Raw genomic sequence first — 24,328 nt, 5'->3', positions numbered from 1 at the left:
GAAGTCGTGTCGGCCACATCAGGGAACCGTAATATTTTTCGACTGGCAACCGCCCAGGCATTGGCGGGTGGTAACTCAGTCATCGTCTATGCAACCGGCGCCCTCGTGGGCGACATGCTTGCACCGGATAAAGCATTGGCGACATTGCCTATCTCCATTTTTGTCGTGGGCATGGCAAGTTGCACGCTACCTGCCGGCGCCATCGCCCAGCGTCATGGGCGCAGCCTCGTGTTTATGCTGGGATCCTTGTGCGGCATCCTGATGGGGGTGCTGGCAGCCATTGGCATTTATTTGTCTTCGTTCTTCATTTTTTGTACCGCGATGCTGTTGGGTGGCGCTTATGCCGCGGTGGTGCTGACGTTTCGTTTCGCCGCCGCAGAATGCGTCCCGCAAAACAGGCAGCCCTGGGCGCTTTCAATCGTCATGGCGGCCGGGCTGGCGGCGGGTGTACTTGGCCCACAGACGGTCACCTATACGATGGACCTCTGGGAGTCCCACCTGTTTGTCGTGACTTATGTTGCAGCCGCATTAATGGCAGTGGTTTCGGCGGCGGTGCTGCTAGGGGTCGATTTACCACGCCATGAGGCGGCTGTTCGCACGCCAGGTCGTCCGCTTGCGGTGATTGTTCGTCAGCCTCAACTCATCAATGCCATGCTCTGTGGCGTCATCATTTACACCTTGATGAATTTCCTGATGACTTCGGCCCCGCTCGCAATGAAGCATGAGCATCTTTCGCTGACATCATCGAATCTGGCATTGCAGTGGCACGTCATTGCAATGTACGCCCCCAGTTTTTTCACGGGAAATCTGATCCGCCGCTTCGGGCCAAACCGCGTTGTGTTGATGGGGTTGGTGTTAACCGGTGCGTCTATTGCTGTCGGGCTTGCCGGCGTGCAGTCCTACCACTTTTATCTATGCCTGGTTCTTCTGGGGATTGGTTGGAATTTCGGTTTTGTCGGCGCCTCGGCGCTCGTCCTTCGGTGTCATGAAACAAGCGAAAGAAACAAGGTCCAGGCGCTCAATGATTTCATTGTCTTTGGCGCCGTGGTGCTTGGCTCCTTTGCGTCGGGCGGTGTATTGAATCGATACGGTTGGACCTTTGTCTGTGCGCTGGCGTTTGTACCTGTACTGATGGCTATAGCGACGTTGATGTTGAGCGAGCATCGCGCCAGGTCTTCAGCTCAGGACCGCACAAGCCAGGTCCACCCATAATTCGATTTACCCTGGAAAACCGCCAGACTGCCCAATGACCCGCAGCACTCATGAGAGCGCTTGCTCACTCCTCCTCATCAATCTGATCCAGATAATCAACCTCATCATCCTCTTCGTCGTCCGCATCAAGAATGCCTTGAGCGTCGGCTTCGGCCCAAGGTTCGTCATCATGGAATTCGTGATCGAGCAGGTGGTCGTGCTCGGGCTCGGGGATGTCTCGTTCTTCGCTCATGGCTTTTCGGATCAACAGAAGGAAAAGCGGACTGTATAGGCAGATCCCTTCCTTCAGTCAACAATCCGCGCCTCTAGGGCGCGTCCATGCGCCGGAGAGCGAAATTCACCCCCGTCGAGACCGTAATGATCAACGGCGCCACCGTTGCGTCGGGCAAACAACACATCATTCAAGTCAACAGCACACTCTGGATATTGGTCAGCCGCCTGCGAGGCATGAAACTGGAAATGCCGCGTGGGGCCGCGCCGATCCCTACTCAGCAGATTACGCACATTGACAAAGTAAGGAACATTCCTTACTGTCGGATTTCCTTTTTCAGGAGAATCCTCATGCCTGCCATTCATGAAATCGCCACGCTGACCTCGAAGGGCCAGATAACGCTTCCCAAAACCGTTCGGCAGCTACTGGGCCTGGACACCGGTGGCAAGATCGCGTTTGACGTGCGCGCGGGCGAAGTTGTGGTCAGTCGTGTGGAGACCGTCCACGAAGACCCTGCTATCGGCGCATTCCTGGTCCTGCTTGAGGCCGACATTCGAAGCGGACGAAACATCACCGCATTGCCTGAAGATCTGGCGCAGACCATGCTCGCCAACGCAGGCCACGGTGTGAGTCTGGACGAAGAGATTGACGGTGAGGTCGCACTTTGATTCAGCGACATGGCTGGACACTGTTGTTCCATGAAGGTGTGATCTTACAGCTACGTAAACTGCAAGAGGCTGTCGCCCGGGCTGAACAGAGCGACCCACAAGGTTTTGAAAGCAATTCCAACGTCAAGCTGTTCCGAGCCTTGAGTCACTTGATCATGGATGGCGTCCCCGGCGATCCAGCAGGAGATGAATTCCGCCAGGGCAATACGCTTGGAGCAGCTTATCGCCATTGGCGACGGGCAAAGATTGGCAGGCGGTTTCGGTTGTTCTTTCGCTACGATTCGAAGTCCAGGATTATTGTCTTTGCATGGGTCAATGACGAACACACCTTGAGGTCGGCAGGCAGCAAGTCCGATCCTTATGCCGTGTTCGAGAAGATGCTGGGCCGGGGCAAACCTCCTGATGACTGGGATGCATTGATCAAAGCCGCGCGCAGCGACTGGCGCGCATCCAGAACGCCTGACTCCTGATCGAATTTGCGAGCAAGCCGAGAGACTCTACTTAGAGGATCGCCCCACCCGGCCGTAACCACGCCACGTTCCATTCGATGCGACCCTGGATCATGCCGAAGGTGTCTGGATTAATAAGCTGTAGGCACAGGTTCGCGGCAATTGTTGCAAAGCGGCTCGCCACTTCACAAATGCCGTCAACCACTCTGCCCGCAACATCCGTGCGCGGCTAGAGCGCTGCTCGGCTTTACTCAGTCGCTAAATCGTGGCTTCCATTCTCCCTCGGTGTAGTACGGACCTTTCCCGTACCTCACATCAAAACCTTGAGCCTGCATGCGACTAACCGCGTGTTGCCAACCTCTGATCATCGTGATGGATTGGGTCAAGTTCGAATAAATTGCTGCCGGAGTTCGCCACCGGGTTACATGGGTGCCGTTTGACGCCCAATAGTGATCTTCCAGCCAGAACAGATAATCATCGGTGAGCATCATGCTCTTGAGCGCCACTTCGTCGTGCCACTGCCCTCGCGGCAGCAGTGTCATGTTGTTGCGCTCAAAGAATAACTCGCGGTTAGTTCGCGACAGGCGTAAAGGGAAGCTAATCAGGAGGTCCGGCTCGTAGCCAAGCATACGGACGCCGGGGCGCTTTTGACGTGCATCGATGATAACCATCGTGCTGACGTCCAGTGAGCGATTGAGATCCACCCATCCCCCCGCACGCAGGTAAGCGAGTAGGATGGCTTTTTGATCCATGGCCAGCTTAAGCACCTCAGTGCTCTTATTGCCATATGTCTTCGCTACCAACGGACCGGACAGCTCTTGGAAATGCACGGCGCTGATCAGGTCATCATCCTGCGAAAGTACCTGATAAGCCCTCAGTAAGGCCTTGTCATCAATATCGTGTCCTTGGTCATGGGCCTGCACGACTAGGATAGCTGCTTTCCAATTCAATTCACCCCAACTGGGTCCACCAGATATTTCCTTTCTTTGGTTGTGGCTTCTCGACAGTATGCGAATCGCTCCACCCACATCATTACGCTCCATGGCCTTCTTCGCACTGGAGTGATTTGTTAGTGTGGCAATGTCGCCGGGGAGTTCGATAGCAGCTTTACCAGTGCCATAGAGGATCGCTCCCGCTATGCAGCCGGACAGCGTTCCAATTACAAGGAGCATTGCCATTAGAGCCACGCTAATACGCCAAACCCTCGTGTATTTCCCCAGTAGAAACATACTGATCGATTAGCCCCGCCGATAGATCTAATTAGCTGGCAGTACCTTGTAGATGTGAATCCCGGAAGTAAATAGGACATTTCCTAAAGTTACTCATTCCCAAAGAGTTTGGTGGTCAGCAGTATCCACGCAGAGCGGGTCGCGATCGCTGGAAGGGCTTACGTCAGTTGGAGCCATTCGCAATTGCACTGACGGTGCAGTACTAGCGAAATACGTTTTTTGGGGGGGGCGCGAACTGACGTCCTGGCGTTGAAACCACTACGCTAACACCACGTGAAACTGCTTTTGAATATCTGGAGAACATGTAGGTAGCGTCTTGCAGGCTAGTGATTGCTAGATAGGATGCCTTCGGTGCTGCCCAGCTTTGGCAGGAACAGGCCTCCGTGCCCCCTGATTCGACCAATAGTCATCGCCATCCGGACCAGACGCTCGAGCCCGACAGCGCCCAGCCCTATCAAGGCTGGTAATTCCCTATTTTTGTGTTAACGATTGCTCTACGCCTTTAGCCACAATCGACTGGATTTACCTACCATTCAGTCCGTTTGAGGGGCACTCCACCCCCTGCCCCTGGGCTGGTATCTCATGTTGCCCCTCACTCCTCCTGATCAATCTGATCCAGATAATCAACCTCATCATCCTCTTCGTCGTCCGCATCAAGAATGCCTTGAGCGTCGGCTTCGGCCCAAGGTTCGTCATCATGGAATTCGTGATCGAGCAGGTGGTCGTGCTCGGGCTCGGGGATATCTCGTTCTTCGCTCATGGCTTTTCGGATCAACAGAAGGAAAAGCGGACTGTATAGGCAGGTCCCTTCCTTCAGTCAACGCGCGAAGCCCAGATCGGTCGGGGCAGGACACACAAGAGCCCGATAACGCGACGCCGAAAAACCCATAAATGGATCCTTAAACCATGGCCGGCCGATAATCGAACACCTTTTAGTTTTTATAAATACTTGTTTTTAAAGGCTTTTTTCGACAAAACAGAAAAGACTCAGCAAAACAGAAAAAACAGCCTCTTCTCAATGGATCCATAACTTGATTGACTTGCACCCCTCGGTGTCAGGCATCGCGCCTGCCCGCTGATAAAAATAACAAGGGTGTCGAGATGAATGACTGCTCAATCGGGCTCAAGCTTCGGCTTGCAGCCACCTGTGTGTGCCTGATGCGTTCTGCCTTTCTCCTGCCCCACGCCGAGGGCCGGTCATGAGTATCGACCTGAAGAAAGTCGTGGATGACAGCCCCATGGCCCGCTTCCAGTGGCTGGCCATCGGCATCTGCATCGTGCTGAACATGATCGATGGCTTCGACGTCCTGGTGATGGCCTTCACCGCTTCCTCGGTGTCTGCCGAATGGGCGTTGAACGGCGCGCAGGTCGGGCTGCTGTTGAGTGCCGGGCTGTTTGGCATGGCGGCGGGATCGCTGTTTATTGCGCCTTGGGCGGATCGCTTCGGCCGCGTGCCGTTGATCCTGTTCTGCCTGCTGCTTTCGGGCGTCGGCATGCTGTTGTCGTCGCTGAGCCAGACGCCGCTGCAACTGGCGCTGCTGCGGGGGCTGACCGGCCTGGGGATCGGCGGGATTCTGGCCAGCAGCAACGTGATTGCCAGTGAGTTTGCCAACAAGCGCTGGCGCGGGCTGGCGGTGAGTCTGCAATCCACCGGCTATGCCCTGGGTGCGACCCTGGGCGGTCTGTTGTCGGTGTGGCTGCTGACCCATTTCGGTTGGCGTTCGGTGTTCATCTTCGGCGGTGCCGTGACCCTCGCGGTGATTCCCCTGGTGCTGCTGTTCCTGCCCGAATCGCTGGACTTCCTGGTCACCCGTCGCCCGGTCAATGCCCTTGCGCGGATCAATCGCCTGGCCGCCCGCCTCGGTCAGCCGGCACTGAGCGAACTGCCTTTGATCCCTTCGACGCCAAACGCCGGCAAGGGCCGTCTGGCCCAGTTGCTCGCACCTGAATCGCGGCGCACCACCCTGCTGATCTGGCTGCTGTTCTTCCTGGTGATGTTCGGCTTCTACTTCGTCATGAGCTGGACGCCGAAGCTATTGGTAGCTGCCGGCTTGTCGGCGCAACAAGGCATCAGCGGCGGCGTGCTGTTGAGCGTCGGCGGGATCTTTGGCGCGGCACTGATTGGCGCCCTGGCCTCGCGCTGGCGGCTGACCCGGGTGTTGGCGCTGTTCATGCTGATCTCGGCGGTCTTGCTGGTGCTGTTTGTCGGCTCGGCGTCTTCGGTGTCGATGGCCCTCGGCCTGGGCCTGTTGATCGGGCTGTTCGTCAACGGTTGTGTGGCGGGCCTGTACGCGCTGTCGCCTATTGTCTACGACGCTTCGGTGCGCACCACCGGGGTCGGCTGGGGCATAGGCATCGGGCGTATCGGCGCGATCCTCTCGCCGACCGTTGCTGGCGTGCTGCTCGACAGCGGCTGGCAGCCCCTGCACCTGTACGGCGTGTTTGCCGTGGTGTTCGTGATTGCCGCCATCGTCCTGCTGCAATTGCGTCCCGGCACTCCGGCACAGCCGGCCGGCGAACTCAGCCGAGCCTGATCCCCTGCAAAACCGGTAGCGAGGGCCGTGCTCTCGCTACCCACTTCATCCTCCAGGAATACAACAATAATGACTGTCCTCCCCCTCCCTCCCCGGGCCTTGCTCGGCGGTGCAATCGCTCTCGCCTTGAGTTCCTCGGTCAACGCCGAAAACGGGGGCTTCCTCGAAGACGCCAAGACCAGCCTGACCCTGCGCAATTACTACTTCAATCGCGACTTCAACGATTCTGGCGCCAGTAAAAGCAAGATCGAAGAATGGGCCCAGGGCGCGATCCTCAAGTTCAGTTCCGGCTACACCCCAGGCGTGGTCGGCTTCGGCCTGGACGGCATCGCCATGCTCGGCGTCAAGCTCGACAGCGGCCCGCAACGCAGCGGTTCGGAACTGCTGCCGGTACACGACGATGGTCGCGCCGCCGACAACTACGGACGTGCTGGACTGGCCGCGAAAATGCGCGTGTCGCAGACCGAATTGATGCTTGGCGAGCTGATGCCGGATGTGCCGCTGCTGCGCTACGACGACGGCCGCCTGCTGCCGCAGACCTTTCAGGGCGGCATGCTGGCGTCCCGCGAACTGTCGGGGCTGAACCTGCAGGGCGGGCGCTACACCGCTGTCAGTCTGCGCAACTCGTCAAACATGCAGGACCTCTCGGCCTGGGCCGCCCCCACGGTCATGTCGGACGGCTTCAACTATGCCGGCGCCGAGTACCGCTTCAACGAACAGCAGACCCTGATCGGCGCCTGGCACTCGCAGCTCGAAGACATCTATCAGCAAAGCTATCTGAACCTGCAGCACAAACAGACCTTCGGCGTCTGGACCCTCGGCGCCAACCTCGGCTACTTCATCGACAAGGATGACGGCAGCGCCCTGATCGGCGACGTGCAGAGTCATACCGCCTATGGGCTGTTCTCCGCCAACCTCGGTGGCCATACCCTGTACCTCGGGCTGCAGAAGGTCAGCGGCGACACCGGCTGGATGTCGGTGTATGGCAGCAGCGGCCGGACCCTGGGCAACGACATGTTCAACGGCAACTTCAGCAACGCTGACGAACGTTCATGGCAGGCGCGCTACGACTACAACTTTGCTGCCATGGGCATCCCCGGCCTGCAACTGATGACCCGCTACGGTCATGGTGAAAACGCCACGACCAAGGCCGGCACTAATGGTAAGGAATGGGAACGGGACACCGAAGTCAGCTATACCCTGCAAAGCGGCGCGCTGAAAAACCTCAGCCTGCGCGTCAACAACGCCACCAACCGTCGCAGCTTCAACAGCGACTTCGATCAGACCCGGGTCATCGTCAGCTACCCCCTGTCGTTCTGATCCTCCCGCCAGGGGCGCACGCCGCCCCTGCATCTCCCTCCCCACCTGCGCTACTATGGCCAATCCCTTTCTGGAAGTCGCCTGCATGAGCAAACCGGGTCAAATGGTGCTGGTCGCACTGCGCAAAATGATCGCCTCGGGCGAGCTGGCCGCCGGCGAGCGGCTGATGGAAATCCCCACCGCAGAACGTTTCGGCGTCTCGCGCATGCCGGTGCGCATGGCCTTCGTCACCCTCGAGCAGGAAGGTTTGCTGGTGCGCCATGGAGGACGGGGTTATCAGGTGCGCTCGGTGAGTGCCGACGATATCGCCGGTGCAGTGGAAGTGCGAGGCGTACTGGAAGGTCTGGCGGCGCGACAGAGCGCCGAGCGCGGTTTGAGCGAAGAAGCGCAGGCGGCGTTACGGGAATGTCTGGTGCGGGGCGATGCGCTGTTCGACAAAGGCTTCGTCACCGAAGAGGACATCGAGGCGTTCCATGACCTCAACATGCGCTTTCATCAGGTGATCGTCGACAGCAGCGCCAACCCGGCGATTGCCGAGGCCCTGGCGCGCAACGACCATCGCCCCTTCGCCTCGGTATCGGCGCTGGCCATCGATCGCCAGGACATGGCGCGCGAATACCGGCGCTTCAACTTCGCGCACATGCAGCACCACTCGGTGTTCGACGCGCTGATCAGCCGCCAGGGCGCACGCGCCGAAGCGATCATGCGCGAACACGCCAATGCCACCCTGCGTTACGCCGAGGTGTTTGGGGCAATCGGCAACAACGAGCGACTGAAAGTCATCGCTCGTGGCGAGTGACCGGCGGGCTTAAAGGTCGAGCACCAACAGCGCCGACTTGGACCGCGAGCAGCAGGGCGTGAACTGATCATTGGCCGCCTGCTCTTCCTCGGTGAGGAACAGGTCACGGTGATCGGGCACCCCTTCCAGCACACGGGTCAGGCAGGTGCCACAGATGCCCTGCTCACAGGACAGGGCAATCTCCACCCCGTGACTCTCCAGCACCTGCACCACGGTCTTGTCCGCTGGAATATCGAACACCTGCCCGCTGCTGCCCAGCTTGACCTGGAACGCGCCATCGCCCGCCGTGTCCACCGGTGCGGCGGCAAAGTACTCACGGTGCAACTGAGCCTCGCCCCAGCCCTGGGCCTTGGCGCTGTCGAGCACGTGTTGCATGAACCCTGATGGACCGCAGACATACAGGTGCAGGTCCGCCCGGGGATTGCCCAGGACCTTGGCCGCGTCCAGACGCGAGTCCGCGTCCTCATCAAAATGCAGGTGCACCCGGCCGGCGAAAGCAGCGCCCTTGAGTCGCTCGACAAAGGCCGCCCGCTCGCTGGAGCGCGCACAGTAATGCAGCTCGAAATCCGCACCGCTGGCCGCCAGCTGTTCGGCCATGCACAGGATCGGGGTGATGCCGATGCCACCGGCAAACAACAGGCTGCGCGCGCCTTCCGGCACCAGCGGGAACAGGTTGCGCGGCTCGCTGATCAACAGCCGGTCACCGTTGTTGATCTGCTCGTGCAGGCTCTGCGAGCCGCCACGTGAAGCGGCGTCCTTGAGCACGCCGATCTGGTAGCGGTGGCGCTCTTGCGGGTGGTTGCACAGCGAGTACTGGCGGATCAGGCCGCCGGGCAGGTGCACGTCGATGTGCGAGCCGGCGCTGAAGCCGGGCAGCTCCCCGCCTTGCGCGCAAACCAGCTCGTAGCTGCAGATATCCAATGCTTCGTTGTGGCGGGATTTGACGACGACTTCAATCATGACGCACCTTCAAGACCGGCCACCGCAGTGGCCGTAGACAAGATCAATGGGGTTCACCGGGCGTGACGCCGCTGGCTAGTTGGCCGTGGCGATCAACTCGACAGCCGGCGCTCGCTCGCGGGCGATGATGCGTTCCAGCACGCGCCGCGATTGCACGCCCCCGGCATCGATATTGAGCTTGAGCAGGTTGCGCTGAGGATTGGCCAGCAGGTTCTGCTGCTGCTGTTCGAGCATGTCCAGGTCTTCGCTGAAGATCTTGCCCTGGCCTTCACGGATGGTCGCGGTCAGCGCCTCATCGTGGGGATTGAAATTGCGTGCCATGCCCCAGAAGTACCAGATCGAGGTCTCGGTTTCCGGGGTGATGAAGTCGACGACGATGCTCGAAGCCTTGTGTTGCGGCTCGGCGTGGTAGCCGCCCTTGCCGGCATGAGCCACACCGACTTCGATCAGCACGTGGCTGGGCGGACTGAAACGGCAGATCTGCCAGCGGTCCACCGGCACGTCGTCGGCCAGGTTATTGCCGCGCAGGGCCATGCGCCAGAACGGCGGCGCCATGATGTTCTCCATGTGCCGTGCAGTGACGACCTCGTCGCCTTCGACCGTGGTCACTGGCGCCACTTCATCGATCTCTTTCTGGCCGATGCTCGAAGCATGCACGTAGGTTTCGTGGGTCAGGTCCATCAGGTTGTCGATCATCAGGCGATAGTCGCAATTGATGTGGAACAGCCCACCGCCGTAGGCCCACTCTTCACTGACCGCCCATTCCAGGTGGTGGATCAGCGCCGGATCAGCCTGCGCCTGATCGCCCGGCCAGACCCAGATGAAACCGTAGCGCTCGACCACCGCGTAGGTCTTGTTGCACGGAAAACCGCGCACGCGCTGACCGGGCATTTCCACGGTCTTGCCGTCGCAGCCCATCACCAGGCCGTGGTAGCCACAGACCAGGTTGCCGTTTTCGACGTAACCCAGCGACAGCGGCGCGCCACGGTGCGGGCAGAAATCTTCGACGGCAGCCACCCGGCCTTCCTGACCGCGATAGAAAACGATTTTCTCACCGCAGATCTGCCGGCCCAGAGGCTTGTCAGCGATCTCGTCGGGGGTGCAGGCGACATACCAGGTGTTCTTGGGATACATGGGACTCTCCGGAGCAGGCTTGTTTTTATGGATCCATTTAAACGACTCAAATCATTAACAGTCAAGGTTTTTGCAAAGCAGAACCATTTAATGGATCCATTGAGTGCGTTTATCGGTCACTCAACCCTCCTGTCGCCTGGATTGGCCACCCGCCCTTCCCGTCGGTATTGACTACGTGGAGGGCAGTTTTGAACTGAACCGCTTCAGCGCCTGCCTCGATAATCGTTAGCTCACTGATGAATTGTCGAGGTCAAGCATGACGAGCACCCCTGCGCAACACGTAAGCCCCGCCACACTGCGACGCGTGATCGTGGCCGCCGGCATCGGCAATTTTGTCGAGTGGTTCGACTTCGCCGTCTACGGGTTTCTCGCCACCACCATTGCCCAGCAATTCTTCCCCAGCGGCGATCCCAGCGCGGCGTTGCTCAAGACCTTCGCGGTGTTTGCCGTGGCTTTTGCGTTTCGGCCACTGGGCGGGATTTTCTTCGGCATGCTGGGTGACCGGATCGGCCGCAAGCGCACGCTGGCGATGACCATTTTGCTGATGGCCGCCGCGACCACCTTGATCGGTTTGCTGCCGACCTATGCCGCGATTGGTGTCACGGCGCCGATCCTGCTGTCGCTGATCCGTTGCGCCCAGGGCTTTTCCGCCGGCGGCGAATACGCCGGGGCCTGTGCCTATCTGATGGAGCATGCGCCGAACGATAAACGCGCCTGGTACGGCAGCTTCATTCCGGTGTCGACCTTTTCCGCTTTCGCTGCAGCGGCCGTGGTGGCCTACGCCCTCGAGGCGTCGTTATCGGCCGAAGCGATGGGCAGTTGGGGCTGGCGCCTGCCGTTCCTGATTGCCGCGCCGCTGGGGTTGGTGGGGCTTTACCTGCGCTGGAAACTGGATGAGACGCCGGCCTTCCAGGCAGTGACCGAAGAGCATGCCGTGGCCCACTCGCCGCTCAAGGAAACCTTGCGTAACCATGCTGGGGCAATGTGCTGCCTGGGCGCGTTCGTCTCGCTCACGGCGCTGTCGTTCTATATGTTCACCACCTATTTCGCGACCTACCTGCAAGTCGCCGGCGGCCTGAGTCGCGCAACCGCCTTGCTGGTATCGCTGATTGCCCTGCTGTTCGCCGCGGCGATCTGCCCATTGGCCGGACTGTATTCGGACCGGGTCGGGCGGCGCATGACAGTCATGACGGCTTGCGTGTTGTTGATCGTGGCGGTGTATCCGGCATTCATGCTGGCCAGTTCCGGCTCGTTCGCCGCGTCGGTGGTTGGGGTGATGCTGCTGGCGGTCGGCGCGGTGTTGTGCGGTGTAGTCACCGCCGCCCTGCTCTCGGAAACCTTCCCGACCCGTACCCGTTACACCGCCTCGGCCATCACCTACAACATGGCCTACACCATTTTCGGCGGCACTGCGCCACTGGTGGCGACCTGGCTGATCAGCACCAGCGGCAGCAACCTGTCACCGGCGTTTTACCTGATTGCGATTGCGCTGCTGGCGCTGGCAGGTGGATTGGCCTTGCCGGAGACGTCGCGGATTTCCCTGCATGAGGTGGCGGGCGAGCACAAAGGAGCAGGCGCCAAGGCCAGGGTCGTCAACACCTGACTTGGCACGCTGGGGGGCGCATCCGGCCCCCAGCTATTAACGTTTTCGATGGTAAATGGCTTTCTGTTAACGAATTCGAGACTCCGTTAACGCTTTCGCAGCCCTGAAATTATAGTTTTCGCCTGCCAACCTCTCCTGGTTGGCATTTCAAATGCGCTGATCAGGGAACTCGACGATTCAAGCCGGTTTCAAGGTCCTCGCTGATCGCGAAATGGCCGGTTCGAAGCATGAACCAGGCAACATTGCCCTACTGACCGACCATCACCCCGACCGGGGCTTTAACCTCCTTGACCACAAACGAGGTGCACACATCCTTGACCCCGGGAAAGCCATTTATATGCTTTCGGGCAAACTCGCTGAACTCAGCCAGGTCAGCCGCCAACACGGTCAATTGATAATCATAAGTGCCTGACACACAGTGACAGGCCATGACCTGCTCAAACGAGGTGATGGAGCGCTCGAACGCCTCCATATGCCGAGTGTCCTTCTGATCCAGCGCGACTTGTACGAAAGCGGTGATTGCATAGCCCAGCATCTCGGTGTTGATGCTGGCGTGGTAGCCACGTACCAGGCCTGCGTCTTCAAGTCGCTTGACCCGTCGCCAGCAGGGCGATGCGCTCAGTGAAACCAACTCCGCCAGTTCCGCACTCGACAGCCTGGCATCTCGCTGCAACGCCGCGAGGATGCGCCGGTCAGTGGCATCTATCTTCACTTTCGCAACGACCATGTCAAAAAATCCCCGAAGATGAATTGCACTGCATTGATAAGGCGAGGACCTTAGCACAGGGCTTTTGCGAACCACCCGATTTCCAGATCACCCATGAGCCTGATCACTCACAGAGTTTCACCACGCAGATCAACAGCAGCACACATAACGCCGGGTTGGACAGCACCAGGGCAAACGCAGCGCGTACAACGCGATAGTGATGCCTGGCTTTTTTCATCTAGCGGCGGCCGTCACACATAGGTCAGCCAATCAGCATAGTGTTCATCGCTGCCCCGCACCGCGGCGAAATAACCTTCTTGAATCTGTCGGGTAACCGGGCCTCGCGAGCCGGCGCCAATGGTCCTGCCGTCCAGTTCGCGAATAGGTGTGACCTCGGCGGCGGTGCCGGTAAAGAACGCTTCATCGCTGCAATACAACTCGTCGCGAGTGATCCGTTTCTCGCGGATCTCGAACCCCAGGTCCCGGGCAATCACCATCACCGAGTCACGGGTGATGCCGTCCAGGCAGGACGCCAGGTCGGGGGTGTAGATGACCTCATTGCGAACCATGAAGATATTCTCGCCAGCCCCTTCACTGACATAGCCTTCGGTATCCAGCAGCAGCGCCTCGTCAAACCCGAGTGACGTCACTTCACGGTTGGCCAGGATCGAGTTGATGTAGTAACCGCAGGCCTTGGCCCGGACCATGGAGACATTGACGTGATGGCGAGTGAACGAAGAAGTCTTTACCCGAATGCCGTGTTCCATGCCCTTCTCCCCCAGGTAGGAGCCCATGGGCCATGCGGCGACGGCGAGGTGTATTCGATTGGTGTGTGCCGCAATGCTCAGCAGATCGCAACCGATCCACACCAGGGGGCGCAGGTAACAGGCGTCGTACTGGTTGGCGCGAATCACCTGCAGACAGGCGTCAAGCAGCGCTTTTTCATCGAAGGGGATGTCCAGTTGAAAGATTTTCGCTGAATTGAACAGGCGAGCAATATGTTCCCTGAGGCGAAAAACGGCTGTTCCACCAGGGGTTTGATAGGCACGTATGCCTTCGAACACCCCCATTCCATAGTGCAGGGTATGGGTCAGGATGTGAGTATTGGCTTCGCGCCACTGGAGCAACTCGCCGTCTTTCCAGATTTTCCCGTCTCGATCCGCCATCGACATTCGCATGCTTCCCTTGGACAGTTGAACAACCTCACTCAATCAGCTGACTCGATGATCAGCCCATCACTGCCGGCTCAAGTCGAGTGCCGCGAGGGCGTCGGTCGCCCCTTTGCCCAGCCATCCCGCATCCGAATGCAGGGCGATAAAGCTCACGCCCTTTTCAAGATAGTGGCGGGCTTCTTGCGCCGACGTGGCAAAGATCCCGACGGCCTTCGAATGCTTGCGTGCCACCCGCAAGACATGCTCGACGGCCGCCTTGACGGCCGAGTGTCCGGTCTGGCCCAGATAACCCATGCTTGCCGACAGGTCGGCGGTGCCGATGAACAGGCAATCCACGCCCTCGACTGCGGCGATGGCGTCGACGTTCTCCAAACCTTGCACCGACTCGATCATGACGATGGCGCAGGCCTGGTTGTTCGCCGATTGCACGTACGTGGCGTGCAGACCGTAAGCCCCTGCCCTGACCATCCCCGCCACGCCCCTGACTCCGCATTGCCCGGGTTGCGGGAAGCGCATCGAGGCCACTGCGGCGCAGGCCTCGCCCGCCGTGTCGATGTTGGGGAACACAATGGTCTGCGCGCCACAATCCATGGCGCGCTTGACCCGTGCAGGGTCGTTGGCGGTCACACGCACCACCGCCTCGGCCCTTGCCCCGTTGAAGGCCGCAGCATCAATTGCCCTGAGTTGCGCCGCAAGATCCCGCGTGTCGCTGGGACCGTGTTCGGCATCGATGACCAGCCAATCGAAACCGCAGTGCGCCAGCAGTTCGGCGACGCCGGGGCTGGCGAGGGTCAACCAGCACCCCACGGTCGGCCTGGCGTTCTTCAAGCTCTGTTTGATGGGATTTACAAAGCGCATGGCAGGTCTCCCGACACCGTGATGCATCAATAATCGATGGCTCATGGTAGGCGGATGCCAAGGGTATTTTTCGCGCATTTTCAGGGTAAAAAAGCCCAGGCGACAGCACATTCATTTCAACATTCAGGCGTCCGCGAAACGTTCATCCTGCTCCAGACACTGAGGCGCCAGCGCTTGCCCCGCCGTCAGGTACAACTGCTTGAAGTGTTCGCAGTCCATGGCCTTGGCGAATAACCAGCCCTGTGCGTATTCGACGTGATTGGCCCGCAGGTAGTCGAGTTGCTGCACGTTCTCGACACCCTCGGCCACCAGGGTCAGGTGCAGGGCCCGGGCCATTTCGATGACGTGGGTCACCAACGGCACCGGGTGCTGCGCCTGGCTGATGCGATCGATGAACGACCTATCGATCTTCAGCACATCGAGCGGCAATTGCTGCAGGTACTGCAGGCTTGAATAACCGGTGCCGAAATCGTCCAGCGCTACCACGAAGCCGGCCGCGCGAGCCTGTTCGATGGTTCTGCTGGCCGCCGCCGGATCGATGAAGCTGCGCTCCGTGACTTCGAGCCAGACCTGCCCGGGCCACACACCGCTGCGCTCGATATGCCGCAGCAGGATCGGCAGGAAACGTCCGGAGCAGACATCCGCCGCCGCCAGGTTCAGCGCGATGTGCAGCGCACGATCACGCACCAGCAGCGGGCCCAGGTCGTGCATGATCGCCTCGATCACCTGATCGGTGATCGGCAGGATCAGCCCGCTGCGCTCGGCCAGCGGGATGAACAGATCGGGGGGCACCAGCTCGCCACTGGGCTTGCGCCAACGGATCAGCGCTTCGGCACCGATGCAGCGGCGACTGGCGACTTCGATGATCGGCTGATAATAAACAATGAACTCACGCCGGCGCACCGCCTTCTCCAATGCCGCCAAGGGTGACAGACCGCGACGCCTGGCCCGCAACACCAGAGTCAGCAGGCCACCGGCGCCGAGTAGACCGAGAGGCAACAGATACAGCTGGTTTTTCCAGAAGCTGCGCAGCAGAAACTCCCGGGGAATGGCCGCCAGCACGCTGAGGTTGGGCTGCGGCACGAGGGTGTAGAGGAACCCATCCTTGAGCCCGTGGCTCGGGCCTTGATGCACCAACGCCAGGAAGTGCGCGGTCGTCGAGTCGGTCGGCCCCAGCAGGCGCCCCTGTTTACTGGCGATGGCGAGCCTGATCCCATCGTCCAGGGTCACCTCGCGAAACTGCTCGGGATCCACCAGCACGTTGAACGCGGCGTATTGCAGGGCCAACATCGGCTTCAAGCCCTCGCTCTCGGGTGGCGCATCGATGGACACCCTGACCCCGTCTTCGGTAATGAAATCGTGCGGCAGAACCTGCGACCTGGGCGGTGTCGCGCCCCAGGAAGTACAGGCGAATACATCTTCTTCGTAGCCCACCGACTCCACCGAAAAGCTGTTCATCGCGACGATGCGCATCTGCTCGATGCTTTCCGGCGAACAGGGCTGCAAGTCGGTCAGGGCGACGTCCTTCAGCGCCCGGGAAGCCAGGTCGAGGGTCTGGCTGGCGCGCTGCGAGGCGATCTGCGCCAGTGTCACCAACCGCTCCTGGGCGGCGGCAACAGTCAGCCACCAGCCGATCAGCGAACTGATCGCCAGCGGCACAATCACTGCCAGAACACTGAGCACCAGTGCACGCCGTTTGACGCTTGAACCGTTCATGGGACCTTCCTGGACCGCTGGGTTGCCGGTCTACTTGACCTGGAACTCGATACTGTAGGGCACCGCCGTGCCGCGCCGGGCGGTGGCGCGCGGCTGGTAGACCTGCACGCTGTACTCACCCGAGGCCGGTAGCTCGGCACTCCAGTCGCCCCCGACATAACCACTGCCCAGGGCCGTCGCGGTGCCCGGCTGACTGCCCGGGGCGAAGACATTGAAGTTGGCGTTGTGGCTGCCGCTGATGCGCACGCTCATGTGCTGCCCGGCCTTGGCGCCGAGGGTGTAGAGCACGCTGTCGTAGCCACTGAAAGTGCCCTTGAGTACGGCGCTGGACGCGCCCTTGGCGAAGTGCACCGGGACGGTTGTGATCTTGTCCTCGGCCAGCGCCAGGGTGGACACGGACGCCGCGAAGATCAGGGAAAGCAGGAGTGCGGGTTTCATGATGTCGATTCCATTGAGTAAAAAAAGGGGCTGCAGTGCTGATCGCAGGAAACTACCAAAGGTAGCGATAGCCCAGGGTGATCGCCAGCGGTTGCTCGATGTCGTGGCCGTTGGCGTAGTCCGCCTCGACACTGATTTTGTGCCGCGTTCCCAACAGCAGCGCAGCGCCGCCGCCGACTTCGCCGCGGGCACCCGGCAAGGCATTGTCCAGCCCATGACCATTGACCTCGACCTGGCTGTCACCGGCTAGCTCGTCGATCCAGGAAGCATTCATGTAGCCCTGCAATTGCGCCCCGGAATCGAGCACCAGATTGCGCCCAACCCGTCCGCCGACCCGCGCCTGCAGCGAGTCGACCGCATCGGCGTCGACCTTCAGGCCATCGCTGCTGGTGTATTTCGAACCCTGCACATGGGCAGCGGCCAGTTGCGCCTGAGGCTCGACGAACCAGCCTTGGCCCAGGGCGATCTGCCGGCCCAGCTCGACGCTGGCACCGTAGGCGTCGGCGGAGTAATCGCCATGAACCCGCCCACCGACATTGTTGGTGATGCGCACATCGCCTTGCAGATGATCGTATTTGACGACGCCGTCGAGGTACCAGCCATCCTCACGCAGGTAGGTGGCGTAGACGCCGATGGATTGACTGTCGAGTTTGCCGCTGGACCGCACGCCGAAGTCCTGGTCAGAGTGACCGGCCCCCAGCATGCCGCCCAGGTACAGCGTGCCGCCAGCTTGCTCGAGGGCACCATCGGCACCGATCTGCGCGCCGCTCAAGCGCTGGTCGAAGGCCCGGCTGTAGCCGCTGTCCACCTTCAACTCGGCACCCAGGGCTCGAGTCCATATGCCACCCTGGTCGTTCCCTTGGCGCAACTCACCGAGGCGACGGGTCAAGGTGCTCATTTCGTTGTTCCACAGGTTGGCGGCGGCGCTTTGCATGCCCAGCGCGGCGTTAGCGCCTTTGGACAGGCGTTGCGGCTGGCTGGGTTGGCGGGCGGTTGCCACCGGCACGAGGGTGTTGCCGGGCGGTTGGAGAGTCGCAGGGGCTTGAGGGCTGGCCTGGGCAGGAGTGGATGAGGTCAGCGTCGACTGCGGCACGCTGGCGGGGACCGGCACTGCCTGGGCCGGCATTGAGGGATTCAATGGAGTCATCGGCACACCGGTCGGCACGGGCACTGACTGCGCAGGCATCGAGGGATTCAATGGGGTCATTGGCACACCGGTCGGCACGGGCACTGACTGCGCAGGCATCGAGGGATTCAGTGCGGTCATTGGCACGCCGGTCGGCACGGGCACTGACTGCGCAGGCATCGAGGGATTCAGTGCGGTCATTGGCACGCCGGTCGGCACGGGCACTGACTGCGTAGGCATCGAGGGATTCAATGCGGTCATTGGCACGCCGGTCGGCACGGGCACTGACTGCGCAGGCATCGAGGGATTCAGTGCGGTCATCGGCACGCCGGTCGGCACGGGCACTGACTGCGCAGGCATCGAGGGATTCAGTGCGGTCATTGGCACGCCGGTCGGCACGGGCACTGACTGCGCAGGCATCGAGGGATTCAGTGTCGTCATCGGCACACCGCTCGGCACGGGCACTGACTGCGCAGGTATCGAGGGATTCAGTGTCGTCATCGGCACGCCGGTCGGCACGGGCACTGACTGCGCAGGCATCGAGGGATTCAGTGTCGTCATCGGCACGCCGGTCGGCACGGGCACTGACTGCGCAGGCATCGAGGGATTCAGTGTCGTCATCGGCACACCGGTCGGCACGGGCACTGACTGCGCAGGTATCGAGGGATTCAATGCGGTCATTGGCACGCCCGTCGGCACGGGCACTGACTGCGCAGGCATCGAGGGATTCAGTGCGGTCATTGGCACGCCGGTCGGCACGGGCACTGACTGCGCAGGCATCGAGGGATTCAGTGTCGTCATCGGCACACCGGTCGGCACGGGCACTGACTGCGCAGGCATGGATGGATTCAGAGCCTGCATCGGCGCCAATTGGCCCACTTCCGCCAGGTACCAATCGCTACCCTGGCGTTGCAAGTCGTAGCGGAATGCACCTGCATCCACATGACCGCCGTACAGCGTGAACTGACCAGCGCCACCTCGACTACCGACCACTTTCAACGGCGCGCCATTGGCGTCCTTGCCGCTGTCGGCCACCAGCAATTCGTAATGACCGCTGACCTGCCCCATCACGTCAAGCAAGTCACCCCGGGTGCTGGCCAGGTCGGTCTTCATCTGGAAGCGACCGTTGCCGCTCAGGTCGTCATTGACCGTGAGTACCTGGAAGGTGTTACCGGCGAAAAACACCGTGGCGTGGTCGAGGGTCAAATTGCTCAGGGACGAATCACCGTTGAACTGCCAGAAGCTGTTGTTCAATTGCATGTCCAGACGGCCATTGCCCGGCGCTTGCAGGCGGCTGTCACCCGCCAGCAGACTGTCCGTGGTGGCGAGTTGGAGCTGGCCGTCGCCCTGCACATCCGCCAGGTTCAAGGCATCGACCTTGCTGCCTGTGGCAGTCACTTGCAATGTGCTGCCTGGCGCAGCCAGCAGGGCACTGGCGTGTGCACCGAGCAGTTGGCTGTCCGTCAGAGTGACTTGCCCCAGGCTGCCCGCCTGGGACTCGATCAACCCACTCGGGCCGCTCAGACTGCTGCGGGTCAATTGCAGTTGCCCAATGGCGCCAGGCGTGCGCGGACGCGTGAACTGCGCAGTGCTGCCGTCGAGATTGCTGATCGCACTGTCACTGGCACTGATCCACGCGTCGTCGTCGATGATCAGCGCCGCCGCCTGCGACCCGACGGCCAGCACCTGAGTGCCTTGCAGATCGATACGGCTGCCGCTCCCTGCTCTGGCTGCCGCCGAACGGGCACCTTCGCTGAACAATTGCCCATCACTCATCTCGATGCTCGAATTGCGCGAGGCACTGACCGCGTCAGCCACGTCGCCTCGGCTATGAACGGTGCTGCCCTGGTCGAGAACCACATGACTGTCGTTCTCCGCCCAGATGCCGGTGCTGGAGCCGGCGTCGGTCAACACGCTGCTATGAGATAGGGTCAGCGTGCCGTTGGAGCCGCTGACCAGCACGCCGGCGCTTTCCGCCTGATGGGTGTGAATCTGCGAATCACTAACCAGGCCGGCCAGGCTGTTACCGATTTCGCGGATGCCCGCACTGGTCATCTCAAGGGTTTCGATCTGAGTGCGCTCGACCTGCAGCAAGGCATCGCTGCCCACCTCGATGCCCGGGCTGAGGACGCCCAGGGTTTGCAGGCGGCTGTCGCTGATGTGCAGCTCGCCATCCTGCACCAGTGCGGCCGGACTCCGGCCATCGGTGGTCAGCAACGAACTGGCGGCGCTCATCTGTACCCGACCCTGGGTGTCGACGCGCAAGGCCGGCGCACCGCCGCCATGAGTGGTGGCATCCAGGCCCGCGGCCTGCAGATGGCCGCTGCCGCCCACCGCGATGCCAGGCCCGGCGCCATTGCGCAGCCAGGTGGCGCGCAGCGAGTAGTCAGCGCCTTGCACGGTTAACGCCGCGGCGGGGCCGAGCACATCCACTTGCTTGTGATCAAGACTGATGGACGCGACATTGCTCGCGTTCAGTTGCAACGGATTATTGAAGTCTGCGGCCAGCAGCGGATCGCTGAAAATGACGGCGATCACCAGTGCCAACGGCAATTGCAAATACGGCGGATGACGGAAAGTAAAACCTGAGGGGGTGTTGCCTGACACGCTCACGATCTTGTCCTCGAAGGGAATGTAGTTGTGCATGGCGCCATTCTTTGCGCCCCTCATTACCCTTGAGAATGGGAAAAGCAGTCATGATTTGTAGGAAAATGACTACACGCCTCGACAAGCAATGCCCTAGAGTGACGGGCAATTCCCTGGAGTTGTGACATGGCACGGATCCTCATTGCAGACGAACACCCAATGACCCGGCTCGCGGTTCGTCTGCTGCTGAAGGAACAACTGCACAGCATCGTCGGTGAGGCGCGCGATGGCCTGGAGGCTTTGAGCCTGGCCGCCAGCCTGACGCCCGACCTGCTGATCATCGACCTCGACCTGTCGCGCGTCACCGGCCTGGACGTCATCAGCCACCTGCGTGCACGGGGTGTGCAGCAGCCGATTCTCGGGTACAGCACCCAGGACTCCCGGCACTTTGTCAGCCGTTTCCTGCAAGTCGGTGCTTCCGGTTTCGTCAGCAAGCACCAGGAGCCCGAGGTGCTCAAGGAAGCCATCGCCGTGCTACTGCGCGGTCAGACCTACTTCCCTAGCGAGCTGCTCGGCAGCGTTCACCGCAACAGCCTGCAGGAGAAGGACGCCGAACGCATCGCCGCCCTCTCCAACCGCGAATTGAGCGTGCTCAGCCTGCTTGCCAGCGGCTACAGCAACCAGCAGATCGCCGGCGAACTGACCATCAGCGAGAAATCCGTCAGCACCTATCGCGCGCGCCTGCGGGCCAAGCTCAACCTGCACAGCATGCTCGACCTGTTCGATTTTGCTCGGCGCAACCGCCTTGCCGCGCCTGCCAGTCAGCTACAGGCACCGGCTGCCGAGCACACGCAAGACGCCGAGATGTGGCGCTCCATGGTGCAGAGCCTGCCGGCGGCCTTCTACGTGCGCGACACCGAGGCGCGGCTGCTGTACGCCAACCCGGCGCATCTGGCGATGTACCACACGCAACTGGAGCAGATCCTTGGCACCCAGACCACCGATGTTGATTGGTACAAGCCCGGTGACGCGCGCAACATGCTGCTGTTCCTGCAGCGCGCCATCGCCGAAGAGCGCGCCTTCGACAAAGACATCGAACTGAGCATCCACGGCAAGCGGCGGGTCCTGCACCACTGGGGGACCCCGTACCGCGACGCGCAAGGCCAGATGCTCGGGATGATCTGCTGCAGCACCGATATCACCCGGCGCTACGAACAACTCGACGCCCTGCGCGCTCGTGCCGAGCGCGCGGAGCTGGCGCAGCGGCAACTGCTGGAGTTGCTCGACAGTGTCAGCCAGCAACTGGGCTCGGGACTGGCGGGGCTGGGGACGACGCTCGCGGCGAGTGACAGCCCGCTCAATGCCTCGGTAAGCGAACAGCTAGGCGATTTGCAGAGTCATCTGGAGCATTTACAGCGCGCATTGCAGGCGCCCGACCCTGCCGCCCAGGCGAGACTTGCGGTCGACCTTGTAGAACTGGCCGTGCAGGTCTTGCGCGACCTGCGCGAGCGTGCGGAGTCCAAGCAGATCAGCCTGTTCCTCGACAGCGACAACCTGTCCCACGCGAGCGTCATGGCCGACCGCACACGCCTGCATGAACTGCTGTGCCACCTGGGTCGCTACGCCATCGACCTGACCCTGGCTGGCGAGGTTCGACTGAGCCTGGCCTGTACGCCAAAGCAGAGCAGCCTGGGCGTGCGCATGACCTTTCGCGGCAGCCCCGAGCCCACCGCCGACCCGCAGCGCGCCTATTCCCTGACGGAACTCACCCGTGAGGCCAGCACACCCGCACAACCGCGCAATCGCCTGGACCTCAACCTCGCCCGCCACCTGGCCAACCAACTCGGCGCCGAGTTGCACGTCAGCCATCTGCCGGAACAAGGCCTGACAGTGACCCTGCATTTGTTGTTGCCGATGGCGCCCTTGTAGGAGCGAGCTTGCGAAAACATCATCGCTGGCAAGCCAGCTCCTACAGGGAATTGTGCAAGCACCACAGAATCCGTGATCGATACAAAACTGTAGGAGCCAGCTTGCTGGCGAAGGCGCAGGGACAGCCGACATCATTGGTGGCTGGCATACCCTATTCGCTGGCAAGCCAGCTCCTACAGGGAATTGTGCAAGCACCACAGAATCCGTGATCGACACAAAACTGTAGGAGCCAGCTTGCTGGCGAAGGCGCAGGGACAGCCAACATCATTGGTGGCTGGCATACCCTATTCGCTGGCAAGCCAGCTCCTACAGGGAATTGTGCAAGCACCACAGAATCTGTGATCGATACAAAACTGTAGGAGCCAGCTTGCTGGCGAAGGCGCAGGGACAGCCGACATCATCGGTGGCTGGCATACCCTCTTCGCTGGCAAGCCAGCTCCTACAGGGAATTGTGCAAGCACCACAGAATCTGTGATCGACACAAAACTGTAGGAGCCAGCTTGCTGGCGAAGGCGCAGGGACAGCCGACATCATCGGTGGCTGGCATACCCTATTCGCTGGCAAGCCAGCTCCTACAGGAAATTGTGCAAGCACCACAGAATCTGTGATCGACACAAAACTGTAGGAGCCAACTTGCTGGCGAAGGCGCAGGGACAGCCGACATCATCGGTGGCTGGCATACCCTATTCGCTGGCAAGCCAGCTCCTACAGGGATGCACCACCCAATCAATCCGCCTTGTGCCACACCGCCGCGCTGACATCGATAGGCTTGGGCAACAGCTTGTTCTGGTAGAACAGATCCGCGGTGACTTGCTGCGCCTGGACGATGCTGTCGTCGATGGGCAGGATCGGTGACGCGGGGCGGTTGTCGAAATAGCGGACGATCACCTCATCGGGCAGGCCCATGTATTTCTTCACCACCTCGAGGCTGGCTTGCCGCTCGCTGCGGGTCAGGGCTTCGGCGGCGGTCAGTTGTTCCAACAGCGCCTCGACAAAGGCCGGATTGGTTTGCGCGTAGTCACGACGTGCGGTGTACACCGGGCCGGACAGTTGCAGTCCCGCACCGTTGGCCAGCACCCGCACGTTGCCCTGACTCAGGGCCAGCGAGGCATAAGGCTCCCAGATGGCCCAGGCATCGACGCTGCCCTGCTCGAAGGCTGCCCGTGCATTCGCCGGTGGCAGGTTGATCGGCTGGATATCCTGATAATTCAAGCCGGCCTTGTTCAGTGCCCGCAGGATCAGGTTGTGGGAACTGGAGCCGCGCTGGAAGGCGACTTTCTTGCCTTTCAGGTCGGCGATGTCCTTGAGCGGACTGTCGTCGCGCACCAGGATGGTTTCCGCTTCGGGTTTCGGCGGCTCGGCGCCGATGTAGACCAGGTCGGCACCCGCCGCTTGCGCGAACAACGGCGGAATGTCGCCGGTCGAGCCGACATCCAGGGCATTGACGTTGATCGCTTCAAGCATCTGCGGCCCGGCGGGAAATTCGATCCACTGCACGGTCGTCTGCGGGAAACGCTTCTCCAACAGCCCGTGTTCCTTGGCCAGGATCAAGGCAATGGAGCCTTTCTGATAGCCGATTCGCACACTGGCGGGATCTGCCGCCAGCACCGCACTGCTCAGGCTGAACAGGGCCAGGCCGGTATACAACGCTTTGCGCAATCTCATTGCTGTCTCACTG

The 24,328-nt window shown here is 60.9% G+C and carries 20 protein-coding genes; 8 read left to right on the top strand and 12 right to left on the bottom strand.

Going from position 1 to position 24,328, the window contains the following annotated elements; translation table 11 throughout:
* Window positions 1-6: 6 nt before the first annotated feature.
* Window positions 7-1,212: an MFS transporter gene (locus tag ACZYR5_RS21835; protein WP_489091507.1), complete on the top strand. Its 1,206-nt coding sequence runs from the start codon at window positions 7-9 to the stop codon at window positions 1,210-1,212.
* A 64-nt stretch (window positions 1,213-1,276) separates the two neighbouring features.
* Here the strand turns inward: ACZYR5_RS21835 and ACZYR5_RS21830 are convergent, their stop codons facing one another.
* A complete protein-coding gene (locus ACZYR5_RS21830) occupies window positions 1,277-1,444 on the bottom strand; it encodes a hypothetical protein (RefSeq protein ID WP_489091506.1) in 168 nt (55 codons plus the stop codon).
* A gap of 329 nt (window positions 1,445-1,773) precedes the next feature.
* On the opposite strand from ACZYR5_RS21830, the gene ACZYR5_RS21825 reads away from it, so the two are divergent.
* Together ACZYR5_RS21825 and ACZYR5_RS21820 are read left to right on the top strand one after the other, a co-directional pair.
* Window positions 1,774-2,091: a type II toxin-antitoxin system PrlF family antitoxin gene (locus ACZYR5_RS21825; RefSeq protein WP_489091583.1), complete on the top strand. Its 318-nt coding sequence runs from the start codon at window positions 1,774-1,776 to the stop codon at window positions 2,089-2,091.
* Window positions 2,091-2,561, top strand: coding sequence for a type II toxin-antitoxin system YhaV family toxin (locus ACZYR5_RS21820; protein WP_489091582.1), 471 nt, complete (start codon window positions 2,091-2,093; stop codon window positions 2,559-2,561). Before ACZYR5_RS21825 ends, ACZYR5_RS21820 begins: the two co-directional genes overlap by 1 nt.
* A 230-nt stretch (window positions 2,562-2,791) precedes the next feature.
* Here ACZYR5_RS21820 and ACZYR5_RS21815 read toward each other — a convergent pair whose 3' ends face one another.
* Together ACZYR5_RS21815 and ACZYR5_RS21810 are read right to left on the bottom strand one after the other, a co-directional pair.
* On the bottom strand, window positions 2,792-3,718 hold the full coding sequence (locus ACZYR5_RS21815) for a hypothetical protein (RefSeq protein ID WP_489091505.1): 927 nt from the start codon (window positions 3,716-3,718) through the stop codon (window positions 2,792-2,794).
* Between the two features lie 643 nt (window positions 3,719-4,361).
* Window positions 4,362-4,529 (bottom strand): hypothetical protein, encoded by a 168-nt coding sequence (locus ACZYR5_RS21810; RefSeq protein WP_489091504.1) that lies wholly within the window; start codon window positions 4,527-4,529, stop codon window positions 4,362-4,364.
* 439 nt (window positions 4,530-4,968) lie between these two features.
* On the opposite strand from ACZYR5_RS21810, the gene ACZYR5_RS21805 reads away from it, so the two are divergent.
* From ACZYR5_RS21805 to ACZYR5_RS21795, 3 genes are all read left to right on the top strand, one after another.
* Complete coding sequence (locus ACZYR5_RS21805) at window positions 4,969-6,303, top strand: MFS transporter (RefSeq protein ID WP_489091503.1); 1,335 nt, start codon at window positions 4,969-4,971, stop codon at window positions 6,301-6,303.
* 69 nt (window positions 6,304-6,372) lie between these two features.
* The gene (locus tag ACZYR5_RS21800; RefSeq protein WP_489091502.1) at window positions 6,373-7,623 is read left to right on the top strand and encodes an OprD family porin; all 1,251 of its coding nucleotides are present in this window, start codon (window positions 6,373-6,375) and stop codon (window positions 7,621-7,623) included.
* Window positions 7,624-7,708: 85 nt separating this feature from the next.
* Window positions 7,709-8,422 (top strand): GntR family transcriptional regulator, encoded by a 714-nt coding sequence (locus ACZYR5_RS21795; protein WP_489091501.1) that lies wholly within the window; start codon window positions 7,709-7,711, stop codon window positions 8,420-8,422.
* A gap of 9 nt (window positions 8,423-8,431) precedes the next feature.
* Here ACZYR5_RS21795 and ACZYR5_RS21790 read toward each other — a convergent pair whose 3' ends face one another.
* Window positions 8,432-9,382, bottom strand: a complete 951-nt coding sequence (locus ACZYR5_RS21790) for a PDR/VanB family oxidoreductase (RefSeq protein WP_489091500.1) — start codon at window positions 9,380-9,382, stop codon at window positions 8,432-8,434.
* A 75-nt stretch (window positions 9,383-9,457) separates the two neighbouring features.
* Complete coding sequence (locus tag ACZYR5_RS21785; protein ID WP_489091499.1) at window positions 9,458-10,516, bottom strand: aromatic ring-hydroxylating dioxygenase subunit alpha; 1,059 nt, start codon at window positions 10,514-10,516, stop codon at window positions 9,458-9,460.
* Between the two features lie 256 nt (window positions 10,517-10,772).
* Between ACZYR5_RS21785 and ACZYR5_RS21780 the strand changes: the two genes are divergently transcribed.
* On the top strand, window positions 10,773-12,119 hold the full coding sequence (locus tag ACZYR5_RS21780; protein ID WP_489091498.1) for an MFS transporter: 1,347 nt from the start codon (window positions 10,773-10,775) through the stop codon (window positions 12,117-12,119).
* Between the two features lie 247 nt (window positions 12,120-12,366).
* On the opposite strand, the gene ACZYR5_RS21775 is transcribed toward ACZYR5_RS21780, so the two are convergent.
* The 6 genes from ACZYR5_RS21775 to ACZYR5_RS21750 form a co-directional block, all read right to left on the bottom strand.
* On the bottom strand, window positions 12,367-12,846 hold the full coding sequence (locus ACZYR5_RS21775) for an Lrp/AsnC family transcriptional regulator (RefSeq protein WP_489091497.1): 480 nt from the start codon (window positions 12,844-12,846) through the stop codon (window positions 12,367-12,369).
* A 230-nt stretch (window positions 12,847-13,076) separates the two neighbouring features.
* Window positions 13,077-13,997 (bottom strand): branched-chain amino acid transaminase, encoded by a 921-nt coding sequence (locus ACZYR5_RS21770; protein ID WP_489091496.1) that lies wholly within the window; start codon window positions 13,995-13,997, stop codon window positions 13,077-13,079.
* Between the two features lie 63 nt (window positions 13,998-14,060).
* On the bottom strand, window positions 14,061-14,855 hold the full coding sequence (locus tag ACZYR5_RS21765; RefSeq protein ID WP_489091495.1) for an HpcH/HpaI aldolase family protein: 795 nt from the start codon (window positions 14,853-14,855) through the stop codon (window positions 14,061-14,063).
* A 123-nt stretch (window positions 14,856-14,978) separates the two neighbouring features.
* Window positions 14,979-16,571, bottom strand: coding sequence for an EAL domain-containing protein (locus ACZYR5_RS21760; protein ID WP_489091494.1), 1,593 nt, complete (start codon window positions 16,569-16,571; stop codon window positions 14,979-14,981).
* A gap of 30 nt (window positions 16,572-16,601) precedes the next feature.
* Window positions 16,602-17,009 (bottom strand): carbohydrate-binding protein, encoded by a 408-nt coding sequence (locus ACZYR5_RS21755; protein WP_489091493.1) that lies wholly within the window; start codon window positions 17,007-17,009, stop codon window positions 16,602-16,604.
* Between the two features lie 52 nt (window positions 17,010-17,061).
* Window positions 17,062-20,781 carry an autotransporter outer membrane beta-barrel domain-containing protein gene (locus ACZYR5_RS21750; protein WP_489107624.1) on the bottom strand — a complete coding sequence of 1,240 codons (3,720 nt, stop codon included), beginning with the start codon at window positions 20,779-20,781 and terminating at the stop codon, window positions 17,062-17,064.
* A gap of 126 nt (window positions 20,782-20,907) precedes the next feature.
* On the opposite strand from ACZYR5_RS21750, the gene ACZYR5_RS21745 reads away from it, so the two are divergent.
* Window positions 20,908-22,650: a response regulator gene (locus tag ACZYR5_RS21745; protein ID WP_489091491.1), complete on the top strand. Its 1,743-nt coding sequence runs from the start codon at window positions 20,908-20,910 to the stop codon at window positions 22,648-22,650.
* A 726-nt stretch (window positions 22,651-23,376) separates the two neighbouring features.
* Here the strand turns inward: ACZYR5_RS21745 and ACZYR5_RS21740 are convergent.
* Window positions 23,377-24,315, bottom strand: coding sequence for an aliphatic sulfonate ABC transporter substrate-binding protein (locus tag ACZYR5_RS21740; protein WP_489091490.1), 939 nt, complete (start codon window positions 24,313-24,315; stop codon window positions 23,377-23,379).
* Window positions 24,316-24,328 lie beyond the last annotated feature (13 nt).

Source organism: Pseudomonas sp. F007 (assembly GCF_057814275.1).
This window is presented reverse-complemented; position numbering and strand designations above follow the sequence as displayed.